This window comes from Dietzia sp. Cai40, assembly GCF_014145165.1.
GTDB lineage: Bacteria > Actinomycetota > Actinomycetes > Mycobacteriales > Mycobacteriaceae > Dietzia > Dietzia natronolimnaea.
Genome location: NZ_JAALEB010000470.1, coordinates 1 through 21422, shown reverse-complemented (window position 1 = coordinate 21422; position 21422 = coordinate 1). Strand labels below are relative to the sequence as shown.

19 protein-coding genes, 1 tRNA gene, 3 pseudogenes and 1 riboswitch are annotated in these 21422 nt (G+C 69.9%); of the genes and pseudogenes, 1 reads left to right on the top strand and 22 read right to left on the bottom strand.

The genetic code is table 11. The features are described from left to right. Nucleotides 1-109: 109 nt before the first annotated feature. Nucleotides 110-206, bottom strand: a riboswitch (glycine riboswitch). A 33-nt stretch (nucleotides 207-239) separates the two neighbouring features. The 8 genes from G6022_RS15860 to G6022_RS15825 all read right to left on the bottom strand — a co-directional run bounded on the left by G6022_RS15860 (nucleotide 240) and on the right by G6022_RS15825 (nucleotide 7725). Then, nucleotides 240-881 (bottom strand): MerR family transcriptional regulator, encoded by a 642-nt coding sequence (locus tag G6022_RS15860; protein ID WP_095718999.1) that lies wholly within the window; start codon nucleotides 879-881, stop codon nucleotides 240-242. A 252-nt stretch (nucleotides 882-1133) separates the two neighbouring features. Continuing rightward, nucleotides 1134-1634 (bottom strand): bifunctional nuclease family protein, encoded by a 501-nt coding sequence (locus G6022_RS15855; protein WP_095719041.1) that lies wholly within the window; start codon nucleotides 1632-1634, stop codon nucleotides 1134-1136. A gap of 69 nt (nucleotides 1635-1703) precedes the next feature. Continuing rightward, complete coding sequence (locus tag G6022_RS15850; protein WP_095718998.1) at nucleotides 1704-2438, bottom strand: MerR family transcriptional regulator; 735 nt, start codon at nucleotides 2436-2438, stop codon at nucleotides 1704-1706. Next, nucleotides 2435-2854 carry an FHA domain-containing protein gene (locus G6022_RS15845; protein WP_182609318.1) on the bottom strand — a complete coding sequence of 140 codons (420 nt, stop codon included), beginning with the start codon at nucleotides 2852-2854 and terminating at the stop codon, nucleotides 2435-2437. Before G6022_RS15845 ends, G6022_RS15850 begins: the two co-directional genes overlap by 4 nt. A 121-nt stretch (nucleotides 2855-2975) precedes the next feature. Beyond that, on the bottom strand, nucleotides 2976-3419 hold the full coding sequence (gene gcvH / locus G6022_RS15840; protein WP_182609311.1) for a glycine cleavage system protein GcvH: 444 nt from the start codon (nucleotides 3417-3419) through the stop codon (nucleotides 2976-2978). 9 nt (nucleotides 3420-3428) lie between these two features. Continuing rightward, entirely contained in the window at nucleotides 3429-4193 is a 765-nt protein-coding gene (locus G6022_RS15835) for a CDP-alcohol phosphatidyltransferase family protein (protein WP_182609312.1), read from the bottom strand. After that, nucleotides 4190-6487: an accessory Sec system translocase SecA2 gene (gene secA2, locus G6022_RS15830; RefSeq protein WP_182609313.1), complete on the bottom strand. Its 2298-nt coding sequence runs from the start codon at nucleotides 6485-6487 to the stop codon at nucleotides 4190-4192. The genes G6022_RS15835 and secA2 overlap by 4 nt, the downstream gene beginning before the upstream one ends. A gap of 89 nt (nucleotides 6488-6576) precedes the next feature. Next, nucleotides 6577-7725, bottom strand: a complete 1149-nt coding sequence (locus tag G6022_RS15825) for a hypothetical protein (protein WP_182609314.1) — start codon at nucleotides 7723-7725, stop codon at nucleotides 6577-6579. 190 nt (nucleotides 7726-7915) lie between these two features. On the opposite strand from G6022_RS15825, the gene G6022_RS17085 reads away from it, so the two are divergent. Continuing rightward, nucleotides 7916-8044: a hypothetical protein gene (locus tag G6022_RS17085; protein ID WP_259846787.1), complete on the top strand. Its 129-nt coding sequence runs from the start codon at nucleotides 7916-7918 to the stop codon at nucleotides 8042-8044. Nucleotides 8045-8079: 35 nt separating this feature from the next. Here G6022_RS17085 and G6022_RS15820 read toward each other — a convergent pair. From G6022_RS15820 to G6022_RS15755, 14 genes and pseudogenes are all read right to left on the bottom strand, one after another. Next, a pseudogene (locus G6022_RS15820) lies at nucleotides 8080-9181 on the bottom strand (ATP-binding protein). 122 nt (nucleotides 9182-9303) lie between these two features. Beyond that, nucleotides 9304-9377: transfer RNA gene (locus G6022_RS15815), tRNA-Pro, on the bottom strand. Nucleotides 9378-9448: 71 nt separating this feature from the next. Next, nucleotides 9449-10906 (bottom strand): ribosome biogenesis GTPase Der, encoded by a 1458-nt coding sequence (gene der, locus G6022_RS15810; RefSeq protein WP_095719359.1) that lies wholly within the window; start codon nucleotides 10904-10906, stop codon nucleotides 9449-9451. Continuing rightward, a complete protein-coding gene (gene cmk, locus G6022_RS15805; RefSeq protein WP_095719360.1) occupies nucleotides 10903-11637 on the bottom strand; it encodes a (d)CMP kinase in 735 nt (244 codons plus the stop codon). Before cmk ends, der begins: the two co-directional genes overlap by 4 nt. Continuing rightward, entirely contained in the window at nucleotides 11634-12488 is an 855-nt protein-coding gene (locus tag G6022_RS15800) for a pseudouridine synthase (protein ID WP_347237761.1), read from the bottom strand. Before G6022_RS15800 ends, cmk begins: the two co-directional genes overlap by 4 nt. Next, nucleotides 12400-13068: an SMC-Scp complex subunit ScpB gene (gene scpB / locus G6022_RS15795; protein WP_241731264.1), complete on the bottom strand. Its 669-nt coding sequence runs from the start codon at nucleotides 13066-13068 to the stop codon at nucleotides 12400-12402. The genes G6022_RS15800 and scpB overlap by 89 nt, the downstream gene beginning before the upstream one ends. 23 nt (nucleotides 13069-13091) lie before the next feature. Then, a complete protein-coding gene (locus tag G6022_RS15790; protein ID WP_182639732.1) occupies nucleotides 13092-13925 on the bottom strand; it encodes a segregation/condensation protein A in 834 nt (277 codons plus the stop codon). An 8-nt stretch (nucleotides 13926-13933) separates the two neighbouring features. Beyond that, nucleotides 13934-14809: a ParA family protein gene (locus tag G6022_RS15785; RefSeq protein WP_182639731.1), complete on the bottom strand. Its 876-nt coding sequence runs from the start codon at nucleotides 14807-14809 to the stop codon at nucleotides 13934-13936. Nucleotides 14810-14884: 75 nt separating this feature from the next. Continuing rightward, complete coding sequence (locus G6022_RS15780) at nucleotides 14885-15835, bottom strand: tyrosine recombinase (protein ID WP_182691981.1); 951 nt, start codon at nucleotides 15833-15835, stop codon at nucleotides 14885-14887. Nucleotides 15836-15870: 35 nt separating this feature from the next. Then, complete coding sequence (locus G6022_RS15775) at nucleotides 15871-16440, bottom strand: NUDIX hydrolase (protein WP_179525180.1); 570 nt, start codon at nucleotides 16438-16440, stop codon at nucleotides 15871-15873. A 137-nt stretch (nucleotides 16441-16577) separates the two neighbouring features. Then, nucleotides 16578-18257 (bottom strand): annotated as a pseudogene (locus tag G6022_RS15770) (CTP synthase); the annotation flags it as partial. 76 nt (nucleotides 18258-18333) lie between these two features. After that, complete coding sequence (locus G6022_RS15765) at nucleotides 18334-19266, bottom strand: copper transporter (protein ID WP_241731263.1); 933 nt, start codon at nucleotides 19264-19266, stop codon at nucleotides 18334-18336. Further along, on the bottom strand, nucleotides 19263-20435 hold the full coding sequence (gene steA / locus G6022_RS15760) for a putative cytokinetic ring protein SteA (protein WP_182639297.1): 1173 nt from the start codon (nucleotides 20433-20435) through the stop codon (nucleotides 19263-19265). The genes G6022_RS15765 and steA overlap by 4 nt, the downstream gene beginning before the upstream one ends. A 59-nt stretch (nucleotides 20436-20494) precedes the next feature. After that, nucleotides 20495-21422, bottom strand: a pseudogene (locus G6022_RS15755) (DNA repair protein RecN); the annotation flags it as partial.

The following is a 21422-nucleotide window of genomic DNA, read 5'->3' as shown; positions in this document are numbered from 1 at the left end:
CTGTCCCCAACCGGCTGACGCCGGCGCCTGAGAGATTCACGGGGCCCACCTGTGGGCCGCGCTTTCCCCGTGGGCGGGTGGTCTGTTCCACCGCTCTCCAGAGGCGTTCGACGACTACACGGTCCGGGTGCCTGAGAGATTCTCGGAGAGGAGTTGCTCCTTCGGCGCCCGCGGTGGATACCGCGGGACTCTCCCGTGAGTCGCGTGAACGCACCGCCGAGTCTAGACGACTCCTCCGATCAGCCCGTACGCCGCGAGGCGCGGGCGCGGCGACGGGCCGCCAACTCGTCCTCGAGGGGCTCGATGACGTCCTCGGCGGAGACGGTCTCGGCGGGGAACTCGGAGATCGACCCGGCGAGCTCCCGCATCGCACCACCGATCCCGATACCGAAGACTCCCTGTCCGCCCTGGAGGAGGTCGAAGACCTCCTCCTTCGAGGTGCACTCGAACACCGTGCGACCGTCGGAGAAGAGGGTGATGGTGGCCAGGTCCTTCACTCCCCGGGAGCGGATCTGGTCCACGGCCTTCCGGATGTTCTGCAGCGAGATCCCGGTGTCCAGCAGTTGCTTGACGATCTTGAGGACGAGGATGTCCTTGAACGAGTACAGGCGCTGGCTGCCGGACCCGGCGGCGTTGCGGATCGACGGCACCACCAGATCGGTCCGGGCCCAGTAGTCGAGTTGCCGGTAGGTGATGCCGGCGATCTGGCAGGCGATCGGCACGCGGTATCCACTCGTGCCGTCCGGGATGCCGTCGTCGGGGAACAGTCCCGGTTGCACCTCGTCGAACGTGGCCTGGGTGGCCTCGACGTCGCCTCCGAAGAGACCCTCCGTGTGCGTACCGGTGGAGGACGACTCCGGATCCCGGGTGTGGTCGGCCACGATTGCTCCCTCAAGCTGTGGGGTGCCGCCGCTGTCGCGGGGACACGGTGCCGGACTCTGTCGAGTCCGGATCCTTGAACACGTGAACACCATCGGTGTAGTTCACTGGGAGCAACGCTAGGCCCGCGAGGGTCCGCGATCAATAGGACACGCGGTAAACCTCAACCTCAAGTTGAACTTGAGACCTGGCCGCGACCTGCGCACTGGTGCTGGAGTGGCTCCTGTGGAGACGGAAATACCTGGTCGCAGCGCTCAGGACGTGGGGCCGCCGGGCTCCTGCGGAGCGTCTCCACCACCGAGGAAGTCATCCGGGCTCACCTGGTCGAGGAACTCACGGAACGCCTCCACCTCCTCCTCGCCCTGCTCCACCAGCGAGATCCCGACCTCGTCGAGCACCTCACGGCTGACCAGGACCGGGGACGAGGTCCTCAGTGCCACGGCGACGGCGTCCGACGGCCGGGCTGAGACCCGCGTGCCCTCGAAGACGAGCTCCGCGATGAACGTCCCCTCGGACACCCCCACGATCTCCACCTGCTCGAGTGGATGGGCGAAGGTCTCGAGGAGCGTCGCCACGAGATCGTGGGTCAGTGGCCTGCCCGGCTGCACGCCCTGCTGCTGGAGACTGATCGCGGCGGCCTCGGACGCTCCGATCCAGATCGGGACGTACCGCCCCCCGTCCTTCTCGTGCAGGATCAGTACTGGTGCGTACTCCGGCTCCTCGAAACGGATGCCGACGACGTTCACCTCTCGCATGTTCTTTCCCATGTCCTCCGCCTCTCCCACGGGTCCAGCCTAGCTCCGATCCGTCCCGGGGCGCGTGCGTCAGGACTCCAGCGCGTGCCGGACGGCCACGGTGACGAGCGTGGAGTGCAGAGCGACCGACAGCGCGGCGATCTCCCGGGCCAACTCGGCGGCGCGATCCCGTGCATCCGCGTCGCCCTGCCGTGCCACCGGGCCGGCGATCTGGGTGATGAGGCCCGTCTGCCGGTCGGCGGCCGTCCGGAAGCCCCGCAGATGACGGACGTCCACGCCGTGGCCGGCGAGGTCGTGCGCCGTCCGCGCGACCAGGACCGCCTCCGGGTCGAAGAATCCGCCGGGGCCGGCCACGATGAGCCCGGCGTCCACGAGGGAACCGACGAGCTCCGCGTCCACCCCCGACTGCTCGACCACGTCCTCACGGGTGAGGCGCAGAACGGTGTCGCTGCGGAAATCGTCCGGGGTCGACCCCGGCACACCGTCCCCGCCGGGCCGCGGGAGCAGGGCGGTCGTGGACCCGTCCGCGATCGCGGAGTCGAGCGCCTCCAACTCCTCACGGATCACCTTGAGGGGCAGATACCGGTCGCGCTGCGCCGTGAGGACATAGCGCAACCGTTCACGATCCCCGACGCTGAACCGGCGGTACCCGCTGGCGGTCCGCTCGGGGGTGACCAGTCCTTCGTTCTCGAGGAACCGGACCTTCGACACCGTGAGGTCCGGGAACTCCGGACTCAGGAGTGCGATGACGCCGCCGATGGAGAGGTGTCCCTCCTCGGTGGCGCCGTGTCCGGCGGCTGTCACTGCCCGGGCGTACCCGTCAGGAAGACGAGGCGGAACTTGCCGATCTGGACCTCGTCGCCGTTCGACAACGAGGCGTAGTCCACGGGTTCGCGGTTGACGTACGTCCCGTTCAGGGATCCGACGTCGACGACGTTGAACGTACCGCCCTCGCTCCGGAACTCCGCGTGGCGACGACTCACCGTGACGTCATCGAGGAAGATGTCGCTGTCCGGATGGCGGCCGGCCGACGTGGTGGCCTGGTCCAGGAGGAAACGGGAGCCCGCGTTGGGCCCTCGCTTGACCACCAGGAGCGCCTGCCCCTCGGGCAGTCCCTCGACACCGGTGACGGCGGGCTCGGACTGAGCCGCCTGCTGATCGGACTCGTTGAGAAGCTCCGCGCGGAACACCGAGGTGGTCTCGGCGGTCGCCTCGGGCATGTTCTTGTTCTCGGTCACGTTCGTCTCTCCTCGTCCGAGCCCGGGCGTGGGGCTCACCATGCGGTGCCTGCGATTCTATGTCGGACCGTCCGGCCGCGGGGCCGGGGGCGGTCCCTACCCCTCAGCCCTCCGTGATCTTGGCGTATCCGTCCGAGTCCAGCGTCTGCTCGAGCTGCGTCTCCAGATCGTCGACGTCCGGGATCTCGAGGACGACGATCCACCCCTCACCGTACGGGTCGGAGTTGACTAGCTCGGGCGACGTCTCGAGGGCGGTGTTGACCTCGACGACCTTCCCGCTCAGCGGCGCGTACAGGTCGGAGACGCTCTTGGGCGACTCGACCTCGCCGAACGGTTCACCCGACTCCGTCTCCCCGCCCACGTCCGGGAGCTGGACGAAGACGATGTCACCCAGCTTGGACTGCGCGTACTCGGTGATGCCGATGCGAACTCGGGTGTCGGACACCCGCTCCACCCACTCGTGCTCGTCGGTGTACCGGAGCTGGTCGGGGATGTTCTGGTCACTCACTGACGTGCCCTTCTCGCGTGGCTCACTTGGCGTGTACATCTGGCGACATTACACACCGCCGGACGGCCCCACTGCAGTAGATCCGGGACGGCGCGGGGGGACGGACCGCGCGATCCTCCAGGCCTGCCACAGGTAGATCGACCCGCTCCAGGAGTAGAGGCCCACACCCCAGTACAGGCACGCCTCTCCGAGGATCAGGAAACCCTCCCCGCCGGGGACTCCCGCGAACCCGGCGAGGAGCAGGGGAAGGGACCAGAACAGCGCGAACGTGGCGGCTTTGCCCAGGTAGGTGACCTCCGGTTCGATCCCTCTCCGGCGGTACACGGGGACGGTCCCCACCAACAGCGCGTCCCTGACCAGGAGGATCGCCACGACCCAGACAGGGATGTACCCGGCGACGGCGAAGGCCACGGGCACAGCGGCCACCAGGATGCGGTCGGCGAGGGGGTCGAGACGCTCGCCCCAGGTGGACCGCATGTTCCACAGTCGTGCGATCTTGCCGTCGAGCCAGTCGGAGACGACCAACGCGCCGAGGAGCCACAGCGCCAGCGGCGGGTCGTCCCAGACCAGGATGCTCACCACGAGCACCGGGATAAGCGCGATGCGCGCCAGCGAGATGACGTTGGGGAGCGTCCAGAATCTGTCGCTGACCTGGGGGTCACGCGGCGGCGGTTCGTACCCGAGACCGGGTGGCACCGCGGCGGAGAGGTGCCCGTCGCGCGGTTGCGGGATGCGCGCACCGAGGACCCTGCCCTCGCCGGTCCGCCATTCCCTCAGATCGGTCTCACGCCGTCCCTCCCGCGCCGCGCTCATCGGAAGGTCGACATCATCCCGGAGAAGACGTTGCCACCCGCCGCCATCGGGTTGTCGTGGACCATGTACGTCCACGTCGAGGTGGGCCGCGCCATCGCGTTGGCCACCAGATCCACCCCCGAATCGGTGAACTCGATCTCGGCGAACGTGGTCTCAGACTCCCGGACCGCGTCCGAGGCGAGGTCCCTGAAGTGATCGATCGCGATCCTGTGGAACTCGTCGAGGGGGTTCTCCCGCCCCAGGGCCCTGAGGTGGATGGACTCGCGGACGTCGTTCATCGTCTCCAGGTGACGGGCCCAGCCCCGGTCGAGGTGCCACAGCATGATGTCCCGGCACCCCTGCACCACGGCGTCACGGCCGTGCGTCTCCACGAGTTCGGCGCTGCGCCCGGGATCGTGCGCGGTGAGTTCCTCGAACGCCTTCTCCGTGACCAACAGGGCCGCCCTACGCTCGGCGAGGATGGCGCGTTGCTCGGCGAGGAGTCGGCTGTACCGCCAGGTGTTGGAGTGGATCGCGAGCATCTGGCCCTCGGTGACACGCTGGGCGTGGTCGACCGCGTCCCGGCCACGGTTGCCCTTGAGCAGCCCGCTGATCCTGTCGTGCGCGGTGGGGATCTTCTCGGGTTCCAGGGCCGAGGTCACGACCGGGTCGTCCATCGCGGCGAAGAACACCGAACTTCCGGGGTCTCCCTGGCGTCCGGCGCGCCCGCGCAGCTGGTTGTCGAGCCTCTCCGTCCGGTGCCGCCCGGTCCCCACCACGTGCAGACCGCCGAGTTCGACCACCTCGTCGCGGCGGGATTCGTCGGACCCACCCAGACGGATGTCCGTGCCGCGGCCCGCCATCTGGGTGGAGACGGTGACGTTGCCCACGTCCCCCGCCTCGGCGATGATGGCCGCCTCCTCCTCGTCGTTCTTGGCGTTGAGTACCACGCACTCCACGCCCTTCTCGGACAGGCGTGCGGCGAGCTCCTCCGACTCCGCGACGTCGTGGGTTCCCACGAGCACCGGCTGACCGGTCGAGTGGACGGCGGCGATGTGCTCGACGACGGCCCGGGTCTTGCTGTCGACGTCGATATACGTCCGATCGGCCTCGTCGACCCGGACGCAGGGGGTGTTCGGGTCGATCTGGGACACGCCCAGTGAGTAGAACTCGCGCAGCTGCGCCCCGGCCGCCAGGGCCGTTCCCGTCATTCCGCACACGCGGTCGTATCGGCCGATGAACGCCTGGACCGTGATGCTGTCGAGGATCTGACCGGCCTCCGAGACCGCGACCCCCTCCTTGGCCTCGACCGCCGCCTGCAGTCCGTCCGGCCACCGTTGCAGTTCGGCGACGCGACCCCGCGAGGCGTTGATCAGCTGGACCCGCCCGTCACGGACGATGTAGTCCACGTCCCGCCTCAGCAGGAAACAGGCGTGTAGGGCGACATTGACCTGGACCAGCGTCGTGGCGACATGCTCCGCGTCGTAGAGGTCCCCGATCCCCAGTTCGCCCTCGATCGCCTCGGCACCGTCGTCCGTCAGGAAGATGTTGCGCCGCTCGGAGTCGGTCTCGTAGTGGCGGCCCGCTCGCAGCTTCCGGACCGCGGAGAGGATCTCCCCCGTGGGCGCCTCCCCGGAGGTGGACCCGGCGAGCACCAGCGGGACCAACGCCTCGTCGACGAGGACCGAGTCGGCCTCGTCGACCAGAGCGACGTCGGTCGTGGGCGCGATGAGGTCCGCGGGATCGGTGACCAGCTGCTCCCGCAGCACGTCGAAACCGATCTCGGAGACGGACCCGTAGGTGATGTCGCAGGAGTAGGCGCCGCGACGGTCCTCGCGGGACGACGACTCGGTGACGTGACCCACCGTCAGCCCCAGGAGCTCGAACATCGGCCCCATCCACCGCGCGTCACGGGCCGCGAGGTAGTCGTTGACGGAGATCACGTGGACGGTGTGCCCCTGGAGTGCGTACCCGGCCGCCGCGACCGCACCAGAGAGGGTCTTGCCCTCTCCGGTCGCCATCTCCACCACGTCCCCCGCGAACATCCTCAGTGCGCCCTGGAGCTGGACGTCGAACGGCCTCAGTCCGACGGCTCGGGACGCGGCCTCCCGGGCCAGGGCGAGGAAGCGTGCGAGGTCCTCGGGGGACTCGCCGAAGAGCTGCAGATCGTGGGCGGCGTCCGCGAACTCGGCGTCCTCCATTCCCGAGGCCCAGTCGTCGAAGCCGTGGGACGCCTCGACCGCACTCTGCGCGCGCGAGGTGTCCCGGCCCTGGGTGGAGCCCATCAGCTTCCAGAAGCGGTTGGCGAATCCCACGCGTGGAGTCCTTCCCGGTCTACAGAACAGTTGATGCCACCGTACGCAGGGGCTGACGGGTTCGGCGGCGCACCCCGCTGCTCGCTGCGTCAGCGATCAGGGTCGATCTGCCCGCGCAGCCTGCGCATCGCCTCGGTGGAGAGCATCCGGTCACCGGCGCGGGCCGCCAGGTGCTCGGCCGTGAGGTCCGCGGGACTGGGCGCATGCACGGTGGACGGAGGCCTCACACCGTTCTCGCGCGCGATGTCGTCGAGCCGCGCGGCCTCGGACACCGCGGCGTCGGCGCGGGTCTCCACCGATTCCACCAGTTCGCGGAACGCGACCGCCCGCTCGACCACCTCGGCCCAGACCTCGTCGATAGCCGCGCCCATCCCGGTCAGGATGGTGAACCCGTCACGCGCGGGTGGGACACCCGGCGTCGCCGCCGTCTCGCGGAGTCGGCAGAGGTCTCCGGCGAGCCCCACCACCTCGGTCTCCGCGTCGAACTGCAACCGGATCTCCTCCACTGATCGCCCCCCGCGCACGTAGGCCCGGATCAGTCGGTCGTACAGCCCGCCGACCTCCATGAGCAGCGCCGTGTACATCTCGGGCAGGCGGCGGTTGTCCGCCCGGATCCGTGGGAGAGAGGGCAGCGACTCCACCACGGCCTGGACACGGTGCGGCAGGACGACCCTTCCCATCTCGCGCTGCCCGTAGGCGGCCGCCGCGGTGCCCAACTCGACCATGGTCTTGGGCACCATCGGCACCGGTGCCCTCGTCGGAGTGGAGGCGAGGGCGTCGAAGAGCCGACCCCGGTCCTCCGGGTCCAGGTGGACCCCTCGCTTGCGGTCTGCGCGGATGTCCTTGATCCGATATGCGAAGACACCTGCGCCGCGGGTGAACCCGGTGCGCAGGGCGACGTACCTCCGGTCGAGGTCTGCCAGACGGGTGCGCAACGCCACCCTCAGGACCGACGGCAACGGGGTGCCGAGCAGCCGCCTGAGGTCGTGACGTTGTTCCTCGATCACACGCAATTGGTGGAAACCGCCGACTGTGGGGAAGGGCAGATTCCGGTGGAGTCGCGCGAGCACCACGTCGACGATCCGCGGTTCGACGAGACCACAGGCGACCAGCAGGGCCGCCCGATCGGAGAGTTCTCGGGGTCCCGAGGGGGCCGTGCCCGCGCACAGATCGTCGACGTGGCGGATCAGGCGGGCGCGGGCGTCCTCGCCGTCACCGTCCTGATCGTGACTGGTCATACCCGAGCACCCCTCCCCCGCTCCGGCGGTCACCGCCGATGGACTTCATGCTGCCATGATGCCCCCTTCGGGGATCACATGCCGTCCCGCTCGACCGGAGCGCGGATCCGTCGACGCGCCACGAGTGGGGCCCTACTACTGCTCGGTCGCGATCCGTACGACCATCTTCCCGGTGGTGGCGCCGCGCATCATGTCGAGAAACGCGTCCAGTGTTCTCGATGCCGTCGACGACGGTCTCAACTTCCCGACGGACAGCCGCGACGTCGCGTGGATCGTCACCCAGAACTGTCGCAGGAGGCGACTCGCGGCGCTGGTGTGACGCCTGCGCCCGTGAACCCGGGAGAGGCCGTCACCTCACCTGTCGTCGCGTAGTGGCACCCGGACGTCCCCACCCGACTCCTCGGTGATCCGGCGGCCCATCTGCACGTACGTCGGCTCGGAGACGAAGCCCCCGGCGAAGAGCGCCTGTCCCTGTGCGAACGAGGCGGATCGCCGTATCTGGTCTTCTCTGGTCTTCGCCGGCGAACCCGAACACCTCCGCGAGCTCCAGGAGGTCCCTGGGCGAGTTGACGCGCATCAGACCAAGGTTGTCGCACTGCGAGAGCACGTTCGGGTGGATCTTGTTCGGACGCTGGGTCGACAGCAGCAACCACAGCCCGAACTTGCGGCCCTCGGCGGCGATCTGGACCAGTTGGCGGGTGAGCGCACGCTCGACATCGTCCTGGGGGTCCGGCGAGCAGATGTTGTGCGCCTCGTCGATCACGACGAGGATCGGACGTCGCTCCTCGCGCCGCGTCCACAGGTGTTCCAGGACGGCCAACGCCGCGACCTTGGATTCGGCCGGGTGTTGGAAGCCTCCGAGATCCAGCACGGTCGCGCGGGGGCGCTCGTCGATGACGTCCACGACGGAGTTCCCACCTCGGGACCACAGATCCCATTCGAGCACCTGGAGGTTCTCCATCCGGTAGGACAGCCGAACCTCCCCAGGGTCGGTCGACGCTCGCATCCGGTCTATCGCGGTCGTGGGGTCGAAGTGCTCCGCGCGGACGTCGGCGTGCAGGAGGACGTTGTACTCCTCGGCGTCCGCGATGGGGTCAAGCTGCATCAGAGCGGCCTTGGACGCCGGGGACAGGTCGAGATACCGGGCGTGCAGACGCTCCCCCGCGCCGGCGGACGAGCGGAACACCCGGATATCCAGCTCTGACAATCGAGCCGAGTCCGCCCGGTCGGCGTCCTCCCGCGACTCGGGTAGCCGGACGAAGTCGGCGTTGGGGTCCAGGACGACCATCGGGAGTTCGGTGTGCAGGAGCAACTGTTCGAGCACGACCCCCAGCGCGTAGGTCTTCCCGCTGCCGCTCTGACCGCACCAGAAGGTGTGACGGTTGAAACGACTGGCGTCGAGCCGGGCCGGGACGTCCGGAGCGCCCACCGCGCTGCCGATCGTGATTTCGGTCATCGTCACCCCTCATGAGCGCTCTGGTGGAGGAGATCCCATCTAAACACCGGCGTGTAGCCCCGAGGCGCGAAATGAGACAGGGCGGTCTCCCTCGTGGAAGACCGCCCTGCTCGTGTGTTGTGTCGGGCTGACAGGATTCGAACCTGCGACCCCTTGACCCCCAGTCAAGTGCGCTACCAAGCTGCGCCACAGCCCGCCCGCCACCGCGTCTCGCGCGGCGACTGGATCAGACTAGCGCACGCCTGTGGGAGCGCTCCAATCGCCTGGTCACTTGCGCTGTCGACGCTCCTTGACGCGCACGTTCACCCGGACCGGGGAGCCGTCGAAGCCGAAGGTCTCGCGCAGCCGCCGCTCCAGGAACCGCCGGTAGCCGGCCTCCAGGAACCCGGTGGAGAAGAACACGAACGTGGGGGGCCGGGTGGTGGCCTGCGTACAGAAGCGGATCCGCGGGAGCTTCCCGCCCCGCATCGGCGGCGGGGTGGCGGCCACGACCTCGCTCATCCACGTGTTGAGTGGACCGGTGGGGATGCGCTTGTCCCAGGAGTCGAGTGCGCCCTCCATCGCCGGCACCAGCTTGGCCAGGGCACGGCCCGTGGTGGCCGAGATGTTCACCCGGTAGGCCCACGTGAGGATCTTGGACAGCTCCCTGTCGATCTCCTTGTCCAGGTCGTACCGGCGGTCCTCGTCCACCAGGTCCCACTTGTTGAAGGCGATCACCAGCGCCCGACCGGCATCGGCGACCATGGAGATGACCCGCAGGTCCTGCTCCGTGATCGGTTCGGAGGCGTCCAGCAGCAGCACCACGACCTCGGCGGCCTCGATGGCACCACGGGTGCGGAGCGAGGCGTAGTACTCGTGCCCGTAGGCCTGGTTGACCTTCCTCCGCAGACCGGCGGTGTCCACGAAGCGCCAGGTCTTGCCGCCCAACTCGACGAGCGAGTCCACCGGGTCGACGGTGGTGCCCGCGACGTTGTCGACCACCGACCTCTCCTCGCCGGTGAGCTTGTTGAGCAGGCTCGACTTGCCGACGTTGGGCTTGCCGACCAGCGCCACGCGCCGCGGCACGTCGGTCGTCTCACGCATCCGGGCCTTGGAGGGCAGCCGGCGGAGGATCTCGTCGAGCAGGTCGGCGGTGCCGCGGCCGTGTGCGGCGGAGATGGCGTAGGGCTGGTCGAGGCCCAGCCCCCAGAACTCGGCCGACTGCAGCTCGGCCTTCTCGCTGTCGACCTTGTTGACCGCCAGGATCACGGGGGTGTCCGAGCGGCGCAGGCTCTTGGCCACGGTCTCGTCCGCCGAGGTGATGCCCACGTTCCCGTCGCACACCAGGACGATGAGGTCGGCGGTGCCCATGGCGATCTCGGCCTGCTGGGCGATGGAGCGGTGCATGCCCTTGGCGTCCTGCTCCCACCCACCGGTGTCCTGCACCATGAAGGTGCGGCCGTTCCACAGGGCTTCATAGGAGACGCGGTCCCGGGTCACCCCGGGGACGTCCTCCACCACGGCCTCGCGACGACCGATGATCCGGTTGACCAGCGTGGACTTGCCCACATTGGGCCGTCCCACGATGGCGACGGTGGGCAGGATCTCCACCCCGTCGATCTCGGCGCCGATCTCGTCGGCCCACTCCTCGGCCACGGCGTCCCAGTCCGTGTCGTCGTTCCACGCGTCCTCGACGGTCTCCTCGACCGGACCCGTGGGGAGGTCGAAGTCCTCGTTGCTGCTCACTGTGTGTTCCCTTCTGCGGCGTCGCCGTGCGACGCGTCGGCGCCCTCCGCGAGTGCGACCAACCGGTCGAGCACCTCGTCGAGGGTGAGGTCTGAGGTGTCGATGACGATCGCGTCCTCGGCCGGCCGGAGCGGGCTCGCGGCGCGGGTGGAGTCCTTGCGGTCCCGCTCGATCACCGCGGCCAGCACCTCGTCGTAGTCGGCGTCACGGCCGGCGGCGCGATCCTGTTCGGTCCGGCGCCGGGCCCGGATCTCCGGGCTCGCGGTGAGATAGACCTTCACCTCGGCGTCGGGGAGCACCACCGTGCCGATGTCGCGGCCCTCGAGGACGACCGTGCCACCTCCGGAGGCCAGGCGACGCTGGAGCCCGACCAGGTTGGCCCGGACCTCCGGGACGGCGGAGACCGCCGAGACGCCCGCGGTGACACGGGCGGTGCGGATCTCGTCGCTCACGTCCTCGCCGGCGAGGAGGATCCGCTCGGATCCCGCGTCGGTGCCGATCTCCATCGGCAGATCGGCGGACGTGGCGATCACCGCGGCGGCGTCCTCCGGGTCGATCCCGGCGCGCAGTACCTGCAGCGTGGCCACCCGGTACATCGCACCGGTGTCGAGGTACGCCCCACCGAGCCGCTCGGCGAGCGTCCGGGCGAGCGTCGACTTGCCGGTACCGGCGGGACCGTCGATCGCGATCCGTCGCCGCGGGACGCCGGCGGGTCCGGCCGGCGCGCTCACAGGCCCACCGCGGAGTAGAGATCCGAGACCTCTTTACGGTTGAGCTTCCGGAAACTCCCCGCGCGCTGGTCGCCCAGCGCGACGGCGCCGAAGCGGATCCGCACCAGCGACTCGACGGGATACCCGACCTCGTCGAGGATCCGGCGGACGATGTGCTTACGCCCCTCGTGGAGCACCACCTTGACCAGCGAGCGTCCCTCGTGGACGTCGACGATCGCGAACTGGTCGACCTTGGCCGGGCCGTCCTCGAGCTCGATGCCCTCGCGTAGCTTCTTGCCGACGCCCTTGCCGACGACCCCCGTCACGGTGGCCATGTAGGTCTTGGACACCTCGTAGGACGGGTGCATCAGACGGTGCGAGAGCTCGCCGTCGTTCGTCACCAACAGCAGCCCCTCGGTGTCGGCGTCCAGGCGGCCCACGTGGAAGAGCCGCTGTCCGGCGTCGACCCGGTCGGCGACCAGGTCGCCCACACAGGGCCGACCCATGTCGTCCGACATGGTGGTGTGGTACCCGCGGGGCTTGTTCAGCGCCAGGTAGACCAGGTCGTCGTCGAGGACGATCCGGGTGCCGTCCACGCGGATCACCGCCGTGGTGGGATCGACCTTGACGCCCATCTCGCGCACGATCTTCCCGTTGACCTCCACCCGCCCTCGGGCGATGAGGTCCTCCGAGGCCCTGCGGGAGGCGATCCCGGCCTGTGCCAGGATCTTCTGGAGGCGGACCGGTGAGCCGTCTCGGCCAGCGGACTCAGTCATGAGTGCGTCACATCTCTTCATTCTGGTGTTCATGGGCGGGGTCGGGCGCAGCGGTTCTGCGCCGCCCCAGGGGTATCCGCGGGTCCTCCGCGGGATCGTCGCTCATCTCGTCGACCAGGTCGACATCCGGCAGCAACGGGGCGATGTCCGGGAGCTCGTCGAGCGACGTCAGCCCCAATCTTTCCAGAAATAGCTCCGTGGTCCTATACAGGATGCCCCCCGTGTCCGTATCGGTGCCGCATTCCACGGCCAGACCGCGGGCCACGAGGGTCCGCATCACGCCGTCCACGTTGACCCCGCGGACGGCCGCCACGCGCGACCGTGTGACGGGTTGCCGGTAGGCGATCACCGCGAGGGTCTCGAGTGCCGCCCGGGTGAGGGTGGACCGGGTGCCGTCGGTGAGGAGGCGCTCCACGTACGGCGCGAACTCCCGACGCGTGTAGAGGCGCCACCCCTCGTCGGTCCGCCTCAGATCGATCCCGCTGCCCACCCTCGTGAGGTCGTCCCGCCACGCCCGCAGCTCGGCCGCCACCTCCGCGGGCGTCGAGCCCGCCGCCGCCGCCAGGGCTCCCTCGGCGGTCGGCTGGTCCACGACCAGCAGGAGCGCCTCGAGTCGGGCCCGCAACGGCGGGGCCCCGGGCTCGTCGAGCTCGTCGTCGTCCCCCTCCGGCCCCATCGCACGCATGTCGTCGCCCTCCGTCACGTCCATTCGTCCCTCCCGCGTGTCACCTCGGCGGCCTCCTCGCCCGTCCAACTCACCAACAGGTCACCGAGCGCCTCGTCCTGGGCGAGCGCCACGGCGCGCGCCCTGTACAACTCCAACAGGGCGAGAAACCTGGCGACGACGACGAGGGAGTCTCCGCACCCGGAGACCAGCTCCCGGAAGTCGACCCACTGGCCCCGGCCCCGGAACCTCAGCAACTCCAGGACGCGGGCGGCCTGCTCGGGGACGGACACGGCCGGGGTGTGCACGTGCGAGACCCCCACCTCCTCCACCGGCCGGGGTCGGAACGCCACGGCGGCGATGGTGGCGAACTGTTCCACGTCGACGCCCAGCTCCACCTCGGGCAGCAGGTCCAGGAACTCCTCGTCCGGACCCGCCGTCCGCGGGTGGGAGTGGCGGGCGGTCCTGTCGAGCTCGGCGAACAACTCGGCCACCTGGCGGAACGCCCGGAACTGCAGGAGCCGGGCGAAGAGCAGGTCCCGCGCCTGGAGCAGGGCCAGATCCTCCAGGTCCTGGACCTCACCGGAGGGCACGAGTCTTGCGGTCTTGAGGTCGAGCAGCGTGGCCGCCACCACCAGGAACTCGGTGACCTCCTCGAGGCCCGTCTCCCGGCCCAACTCGCGGGCGTGGGCGATGAACTCGTCGGTCACCGAGTGGAGGGCGACCTCGGTCACGTCGAGGCGACGCGAATCGATCAACTTCAGGAGCAGGTCGAACGGGCCGGTGAAGTTGGTCAGGTGGACTGTGAACGCACGCGGATCGGGTACCTCGGTGGCGTCGTCCCCCGGCGGGTGCCCGACCCCGGTCACCGGACCGCTCACCTGCCGCGCTGGATGACCTCGCGAGCCAGCGCCCGGTAGGCCTGCGCACCCGCAGATCTGGGCGCCCACGTGGTGATGGGTTCACCGGCGACGGTGGTCTCCGGGAACCGGACCGTCCGGGTGACGAGGGTGTCGAAGACCTGGTCACCGAACACCTCGACGACGCGGCCGAGGACGTCGCGGGCATGGACCGTCCGGCGGTCGAACATCGTGATCAGGATCCCGGTCAGGTGCAGACGCGGGTTGATCCGGTCGCGGACCTTGTCGATGGTGTCCGTCAACAGGGCGAGCCCACGCAGCGAGAAGTACTCGCACTCCATCGGGATCAACACGCCGTCCGAACAGGCCAGTGCGTTGACGGTGAGCAGCCCCAGTGACGGCTGGCAGTCGATCAGGACGTAGTCGTAGCGGTCGAGCACCGGGTACAGCGCGCGGCCCAGAGCCTGTTCGCGCCCCACCTCGTTGACCAGTTGGATCTCCGCGGCGGACAGGTCGATGTTGGCGGGGATGAGGTCCACCCCCTCCACCCGGGTCCGGACGAGCACCTCCTCCGTCGACACGGTGTTGTCCACCAGGAGGTTGTAGACCGTCAGATCCAGCTGGTGGTGCGGGATGCCCAGGCCCGCCGACAGCGCACCCTGGGGGTCGAGGTCCACGACGAGGACCCGGCGGCCGTACTCCGCGAGGGCGGCGGCCAGGTTGATCGTGCTGGTGGTCTTGCCGACCCCGCCCTTCTGGTTGCACATCGAGAGCACCATGGCGGGACCGTGCGAGGTGATCGGCTGCGGTTCGGGGATCGCCGAGAAGCCCTCGCCGGCCGCCGGGTCGTCGGCGCCGAGCAGTTCCGCGCGGGAGAACAGTGCGGGATCCATGGTCCCAGAGTCCTGCGCCACCCGCGTCTCCTCTCGCTGCGTCGTCACCTGCGCTCAGGCCGGTCCCCGGTCACGTTACCGTGCCCGGGGGTGGCACTCGGCCCAGACCTCGCGGAGCGTGTCGACGGTGACGAGGGTGTAGACCTGCGTCGTGGTCACCGAGGCGTGCCCCAACAGCTCCTGGACCACCCGGATGTCCGCGCCGCCGTCCAACAAGTGGGTCGCGAAGGAGTGGCGGAAGGAGTGCGGCGAGACGTCGGTGCCGACCGACGCCCGCTCCGCGGCGGCGGCCACCACGTTCCACAGGGACTGCCGGGTGATACGGCCGCCACGGGCGTTGAGGAACAACGCCGGGCCGCCCCGGACCGCCAGTGCGGGACGGGCGCGCACCAGGTAGGCGCCGACCGCATCGCAGGCCGGACGCCCCACCGGGACCACCCGCTCCTTGCCCCCCTTCCCGCGCAGGATCACCGTGCCCCCGCCGGGGAGGTCGAGACCGTCGAGGTCGTCCACGTCGAGACCCACGAGCTCGGCCGCCCGCGCGCCGGTCGCGTAGAGGAGTTCGAGCATCGCGCGGTCCCGTAATCGCGCGGGGTCGGTGTCCACCTCGGTTCCGCCGGCGGCTTCGATCACCGCGATGATCCGGTCCACGGGTAGCGCCTTGGGTAGCCGACGGGGTGGCCGCGGCGGGGTCACGGCCGCCGCGGCGTCGACACGGGTCACCCCGTCCCTGGTGGCGAACCGGTGAAGTCCCCGGACCGCCGCCAGGGCACGGGCGACCGAGCTGGGCGCGAGCGCCCGCCTGCCGAGGTCCGGGTCGGCGGTGGCGAGCCGCGCCCGGAACTCCTCGACATGGGATTCGGTGACCGCACCGAGGTCCCCGACGCCCGAGTCCGCGAGGTACATCCGGTATTTCTCGAGGTCACGACGGTAGGCGGCCAGGGTGTGGGCGGAGGCCCCCTGTTCGACGGCGAGGTGGTCGAGATATCCGCGGATCTGGAGCGCGGCGCCGTCCGACCGGGTCATCGCGGCACGGCCGGCGTCATCGCCAGGACGCCCCGTCAGCGCCCGGCGATCGACGCGCGCGCGGCGAGGATGCCGGCCACGGCGATGCCGTTGACGATCCGCCCGTCCAGGACGGCGTCCACGGCCTCGGAGAACGGCATCCGGGCCACCTCCATGTCCGCCTCCTCGTGCATGGCCTCCGGCCGGGTCACCTCGCGCAGGCCCCTGGCCAGGAACACGTGGACGCGTTCGGTGCAGAATCCCGGCGACGGAACGATCGAGATCACCGGTTCCCAGGATCTCGCCTCCAGCCCGGTCTCCTCGACCAGTTCGCGCTGCGCGGTCTGGACCGGCTGTTCGCCGTCGACGTCGCACAGTCCGGCCGGCAGTTCCCAGAGCCGCTCCCCCACCGCGTGGCGGTACTGACGGACCAGCGTCACCTGATCGGAGTCATCGAGGGCGATGACCGCGACAGCGTCGTCGTGACCGCAGATCTCGCGGTCGGCGGTGCCCCCGCCCGGCATCGTGAGGGTGTCCACACGCAGCCGGACGATCCGGCCGTCGAAGACCTCCCGACTGGCGATGGTGCGGTACTCGTGCGACCCGGGGGCACCGGAGTCGGTCACCTCGATCAGCTCCCGTCCGAGCGGACGTCGGAGGTCAGCTCGGCATCGACGTCATCGGCACGCACGCTGGACGTCTTGGCGTCCGGAGCGGCGACGGTCGCGTGAGCGGACCCACCCGACTGGTCGGCCCGCCACGGCTCGACCGGAAGTCGCATCTCGTTCTCGTAGTCCAGGGCCGCCTTGATGAACGCGGCGAACAGCGGGTGGGGGCGTGTCGGCCGCGACTTGTACTCGGGGTGGGCCTGGGTGGCCACGAAGAAGGGGTGCTGCTCCGGCGGGTACTCGACGAACTCCACCAGGTGGCCGTCGGGCGAGGTGCCGGAGAACCGCAGACCGGACTCGGCGACCTTGTCGCGGTAGGCGTTGTTGACCTCGAACCGGTGTCGGTGCCGTTCGGAGATCTCCGTGGCGCCGTACGCCTCCGCCACCAGGGACCCCTTGGTGAGCACGGCCGGGTACGCGCCCAGGCGCATCGTCCCGCCGAGATCGGCGTTGCCGGCCACGGCGTCGACCTGGTCCGCCATCGTGGAGATCACCGGATGCTCGGTGTCCGGCTCGAACTCACTGGACGAGGCCCCGTCGAGCCCGACCGACCGGGCCGCCTCGATGACCGAACACTGCAGGCCCAGACACAGTCCGAGCAATGGGATGCGGTTCTTCCGCGACCACGAGATGGCGCCCAGCTTGCCCTCGATCCCACGGATACCGAAACCGCCGGGGATCAGCATGCCGTCGACGCCCCGGAGGGCCTCCCGCGCGCCGGCCTCGGTGGCACAGGCGTCGGACTCCACCCACCGGATGTTGACCCTCGCCCGGTGGGCGAACCCGCCGGCGCGCAGGGCCTCGGTCACCGACAGATAGGCGTCGGGCAGGTCGATGTACTTGCCCACCAGGGCGATCTCGACCTCCTCGCGCGGTTCGTGGACTCGCTTGAGGAGTTCACCCCACACGGTCCAGTCGACGTCCCGGAAGGGCAGGTTGAGCTTGCGGATGACGTGGGTGTCGAGATGCTCACCGAAGAGCACCTTCGGGATGTCGTAGATGCTCGGGGCGTCGGGGGTGGAGACCACGCCCTCGAGGTCCACGTCGCACATGAGCGCGATCTTGGACTTGAGCCCGTCCGGCACCTCGCGGTCGCACCGCAGGACGAGGCCGTCCGGGACGATACCGATGGACCGCAGCGCCGCCACGGAGTGCTGGGTGGGCTTGGTCTTGAGCTCACCCGACGGTGCGAGGTACGGCACCAGTGAGACGTGGAGGAAGAAGATGTTCTCGCGTCCGACCTCGTGGCGGACCTGCCGGCAGGCCTCCAGGAAGGGCTGGGACTCGATGTCGCCGACCGTGCCACCGACCTCGGTGATCACCACGTCGGGGCGGCGGCCCTGCTCATCGGGCGCGCCCATCGCGATGATGCGTTCCTTGATCGCGTCGGTGATGTGCGGGATCACCTGGACGGTGTCCCCGAGGTACTCGCCGCGACGCTCCTTGGCGATGACGGCCGAGTACACCTGGCCGGTCGTGACGTTGGCGTTGGCGCTCAGGTCGCGGTCGAGGAAGCGCTCGTAGTGCCCCAGGTCGAGGTCGGCCTCCGCACCGTCCTCGGTGACGAACACCTCCCCGTGCTGGAACGGGTTCATCGTCCCCGGGTCCACGTTGATGTACGGGTCCAGCTTCTGCATGGTCACGCGGAGTCCGCGCGCGGTCAGAAGCTGCCCCAGGCTGGAGGCGGTGAGCCCCTTACCCAGCGACGACGCCACGCCACCGGTGACGAAGATGTGCTTGGTCGCGGACCGCGATGCGGCTCGGTTCAGTGCCAAGGGGACTCCCGTGTCCAGACGCCGGAATGGATGAATGCTGGTGTGGCTCCGGTGCACCCCACGGGGCTTCAGGCTATCACCGAGCGGGCGCGGTGGGGAGCGACGGCACCGCCGCGGTCGCATCCGGGCGCAGCCCGTAGTGTCCCTGCCCCCGCGCGAGCTGCTCCGCCAGCGAGAGCCCCGTGGCCAGCCGGCCGGAGTCCGAGCCCGCGGAGTCGACGGTCGAGACACCGTCCTCGCCGGAGGAGCGCAGCACGGTGACCGCGTCGTAACCCTGAGCGCCCGTGAGTTCGGCCGACACGACCGCTCCCGCGCCCTCGCGGTCCAGGGTCCGCGCGAACGAGGCCACCCGGACCGCGGTCGACTCGGCCTCGCCGGGGCCTGTGACGACCAGCGCCAGCTGACCTGGTCTCAGGGTGCCGGGTTCGAACTCGACGAGTCCCGCGTCCGACAGGGTGGTGAGGACCGTCTCGCGGTCGTCGTCGTCGAGGTGTGGTTCCGCGTCCTCGGTCCGCAGCAACCCGGCACGGCCCACGGCGGTACCCAGTTGGGTCCCCAGGTCCGCATCGGTGGCCGGTGCGTCTCCGATCGGCAGGTTGGCCACGAGTGCCTGGACCTCGGCGTCGGCATCCGGGTCGACGGCCTTGTCGGTGAGTGTCACCCGTCCTGCGGCGATGCCGCCGGCCGCACCGATGACGTCGACGGCGGCGCTGACGTCCTCGTCGGACGCCCCGGGGGCCACCACGACCAGCACGGGGCGATCCTCGAGGGTGCCGTCCAGTACCGGCCGGGCGAGCTCACCGGCCATGTCGTCGAGCCGGTCGACGGCGAGTCGCCGTTCGGCCGACTCGGCCCGGGTCGACTCGAGTTGCGCCGCCGTCGTCTCCTCGCGGTCGACCACCGCGTCCCGGATCGACGTCGCCACGGACGTCGACCCCAGGACCACCCCCAGCCCCAGGGCCAGGAACACGGCGACCAGCGTGAGAACGTGGCGACGCAGAGAGATCAACGGACGAGCCCCTGGACCCAGAGGGCGAAGGTGTTCCATGCGTCGATGGCCCAGATGAGCAGGTCCTGGGCGGAGTCGCGGGCGACCACCACCGCGGCCACCGCGATGAGCGCCGCGAGCACCACGAGGGCCAGCCCGATCCCGGCACCTCGCGAGCGGTACAGAGTCGCGCACGCGTCGGCGTGGACGAGGCGGGACGACACGGCGGTGTCGACCATGGTCGACGACGGTGCGGAGGAGGCGCCGAACGCGTTCTCGAGTCCGCGGTCGTCGCCGGTCACCACGATCATCTCGGCTCCGCCGTGGAAGGCCAGCAGCAGGGCCATGTCGCGTGCGGTCGCCGCGGCGGGGAACGTGGTGGCCCCCACGCCCAGCTCCGTGACCCGCTCGAGCCCCTCGGCCCTGCCGTCGCGATCCGCCGGCACGACCAGGACCGCGCCGTCCGTGAGCACCTCGTCGGAGACCCCGGTGGGGGTCGCGACCACGACGTCGGCGGAGATCCGGGCCGCACGCAGCAGTTCGGCTCCCCCGTCCACACCCACGACCAGCGGTCGGTACTCCTTCATGAAGGGCTTGAGATCGGAGAGCTGCGCCTCCGAGGCCCGGTCCCCGGTCACCACCACCACGTGGCGACCGGTGAAGTCCACGTCGATCCCGGGAAGGCCCTCGCCGTCGAGGAGCAACTGGTGCTCGAGGCTGAGGAACTCCGTGGCGTTGGCCAGGTGCGCCAGCGCGGACTCGACGTACCCGTTCTCCGCGGCGTGGACCTCGGAGAGGAGGGTCTCGGGGCCGACCTCACGGCCGCTGGCCAGCTGGCCCTCGGTCTTGACCGAGTAGACCACGCCCTCGTCGATGCGGACCCGGGTCCCGTCCTCGACCTCGGCGAGGTCCGCGTCCTCGATGACGGGGATGGTCGACGAGGCGAGGATCCGGAACGCGGCACGGGGCAGCATCTCCTCACCGGGGCGCGGCACGTGGACGACGGCGGCGACATCGGCCTCGACGACGGCGCGGGCGGTGGCCGCCGACGTCCGGTCGAGGTCGAGCACGGCGACGTCCTTGGAGCCGAGCTTGCGGGGGACCGGTGATCCCGCCCGGACCTGGCGGACGGTACCGACCACACCGGCGAGATCGTTGGAGCGGCGATTGAGCAGACCCGTCATCTTCATGTGCCCGAGTATCACGCGTGTGATTCGAGTGACGAGGGAGGTCGGTTCGGCGTGTCGGATTAACGGTCGACTTGAGCTTGAGACTTCTCCGACTGCGCCTTGCCGAGGAGCTCCTCGGCATGCGCGAGACCGGTGTCGGTGTCCTCCATCCCGGCGAGCATCCGCGCGAGTTCGATGACCCTGTCCGAATCGTCGACCGCGCGCACACCGGACACGACACCGTCCCCACCCGTGGAGTCCGCGGCCTTGTGGATCACGAGGTGCGTGTCCGCGTACGCGGCGACCTGCGCGAGGTGGGTCACGGCGATCACCTGGTGGGTCCTGGCCAACCTGGCCAGACGCTTGCCGATGCTCAGCGCGGCGCGTCCACCCACTCCTGCGTCCACCTCGTCGAACACCAACGTCCCGCCACCGGAACGTTCCGCCAGGACGACCTCCAGGGCCAGCATCACCCTGGACAGCTCGCCGCCGGAGGCCCCCCGGCCCAACGGGACGACCCCCGACGGCCCGTCGAGAGCCAGTTCCACGTCGTCCAGGCCGGACTCCGTCGCGGCGGCGAGGCCGTCCCCGGCAGGGGTGACCCTGACGACCAGCCCGGCTCCGCCCATGGACAGCTCGGCCAGCTCCGAGGTGACGCGTCGTGCGAGGTCCTCCCCCGCCGCCCTGCGGATGGCGGTGAGCTCGGCGCCCCGCTCCTCCAGCTCGAGGGCGAGCCTCGCGACCGTGGCCGTGAGGTCGGCCACAGCGGAGTCGGAGGTGTCCACCTCGGACAGGCGGATGCGCGCCTTCGCGGCCCATTCGATCACGTCGTCCACGTCGGTCCCGTACTTCCGGGTGAGCGCCCTGAGATCATGCCGTCTCTCGAGCGCCGCATCGAGGTCGGCCGCGTCCACCGGGAGTTCGGCCAGATAGAGGCCGAGCTCGGTCGCGGCGTCCCCCAGCGCGGCGACGGCCTGGTCGATACTCGTGGCGATGGGATCCAGGGCG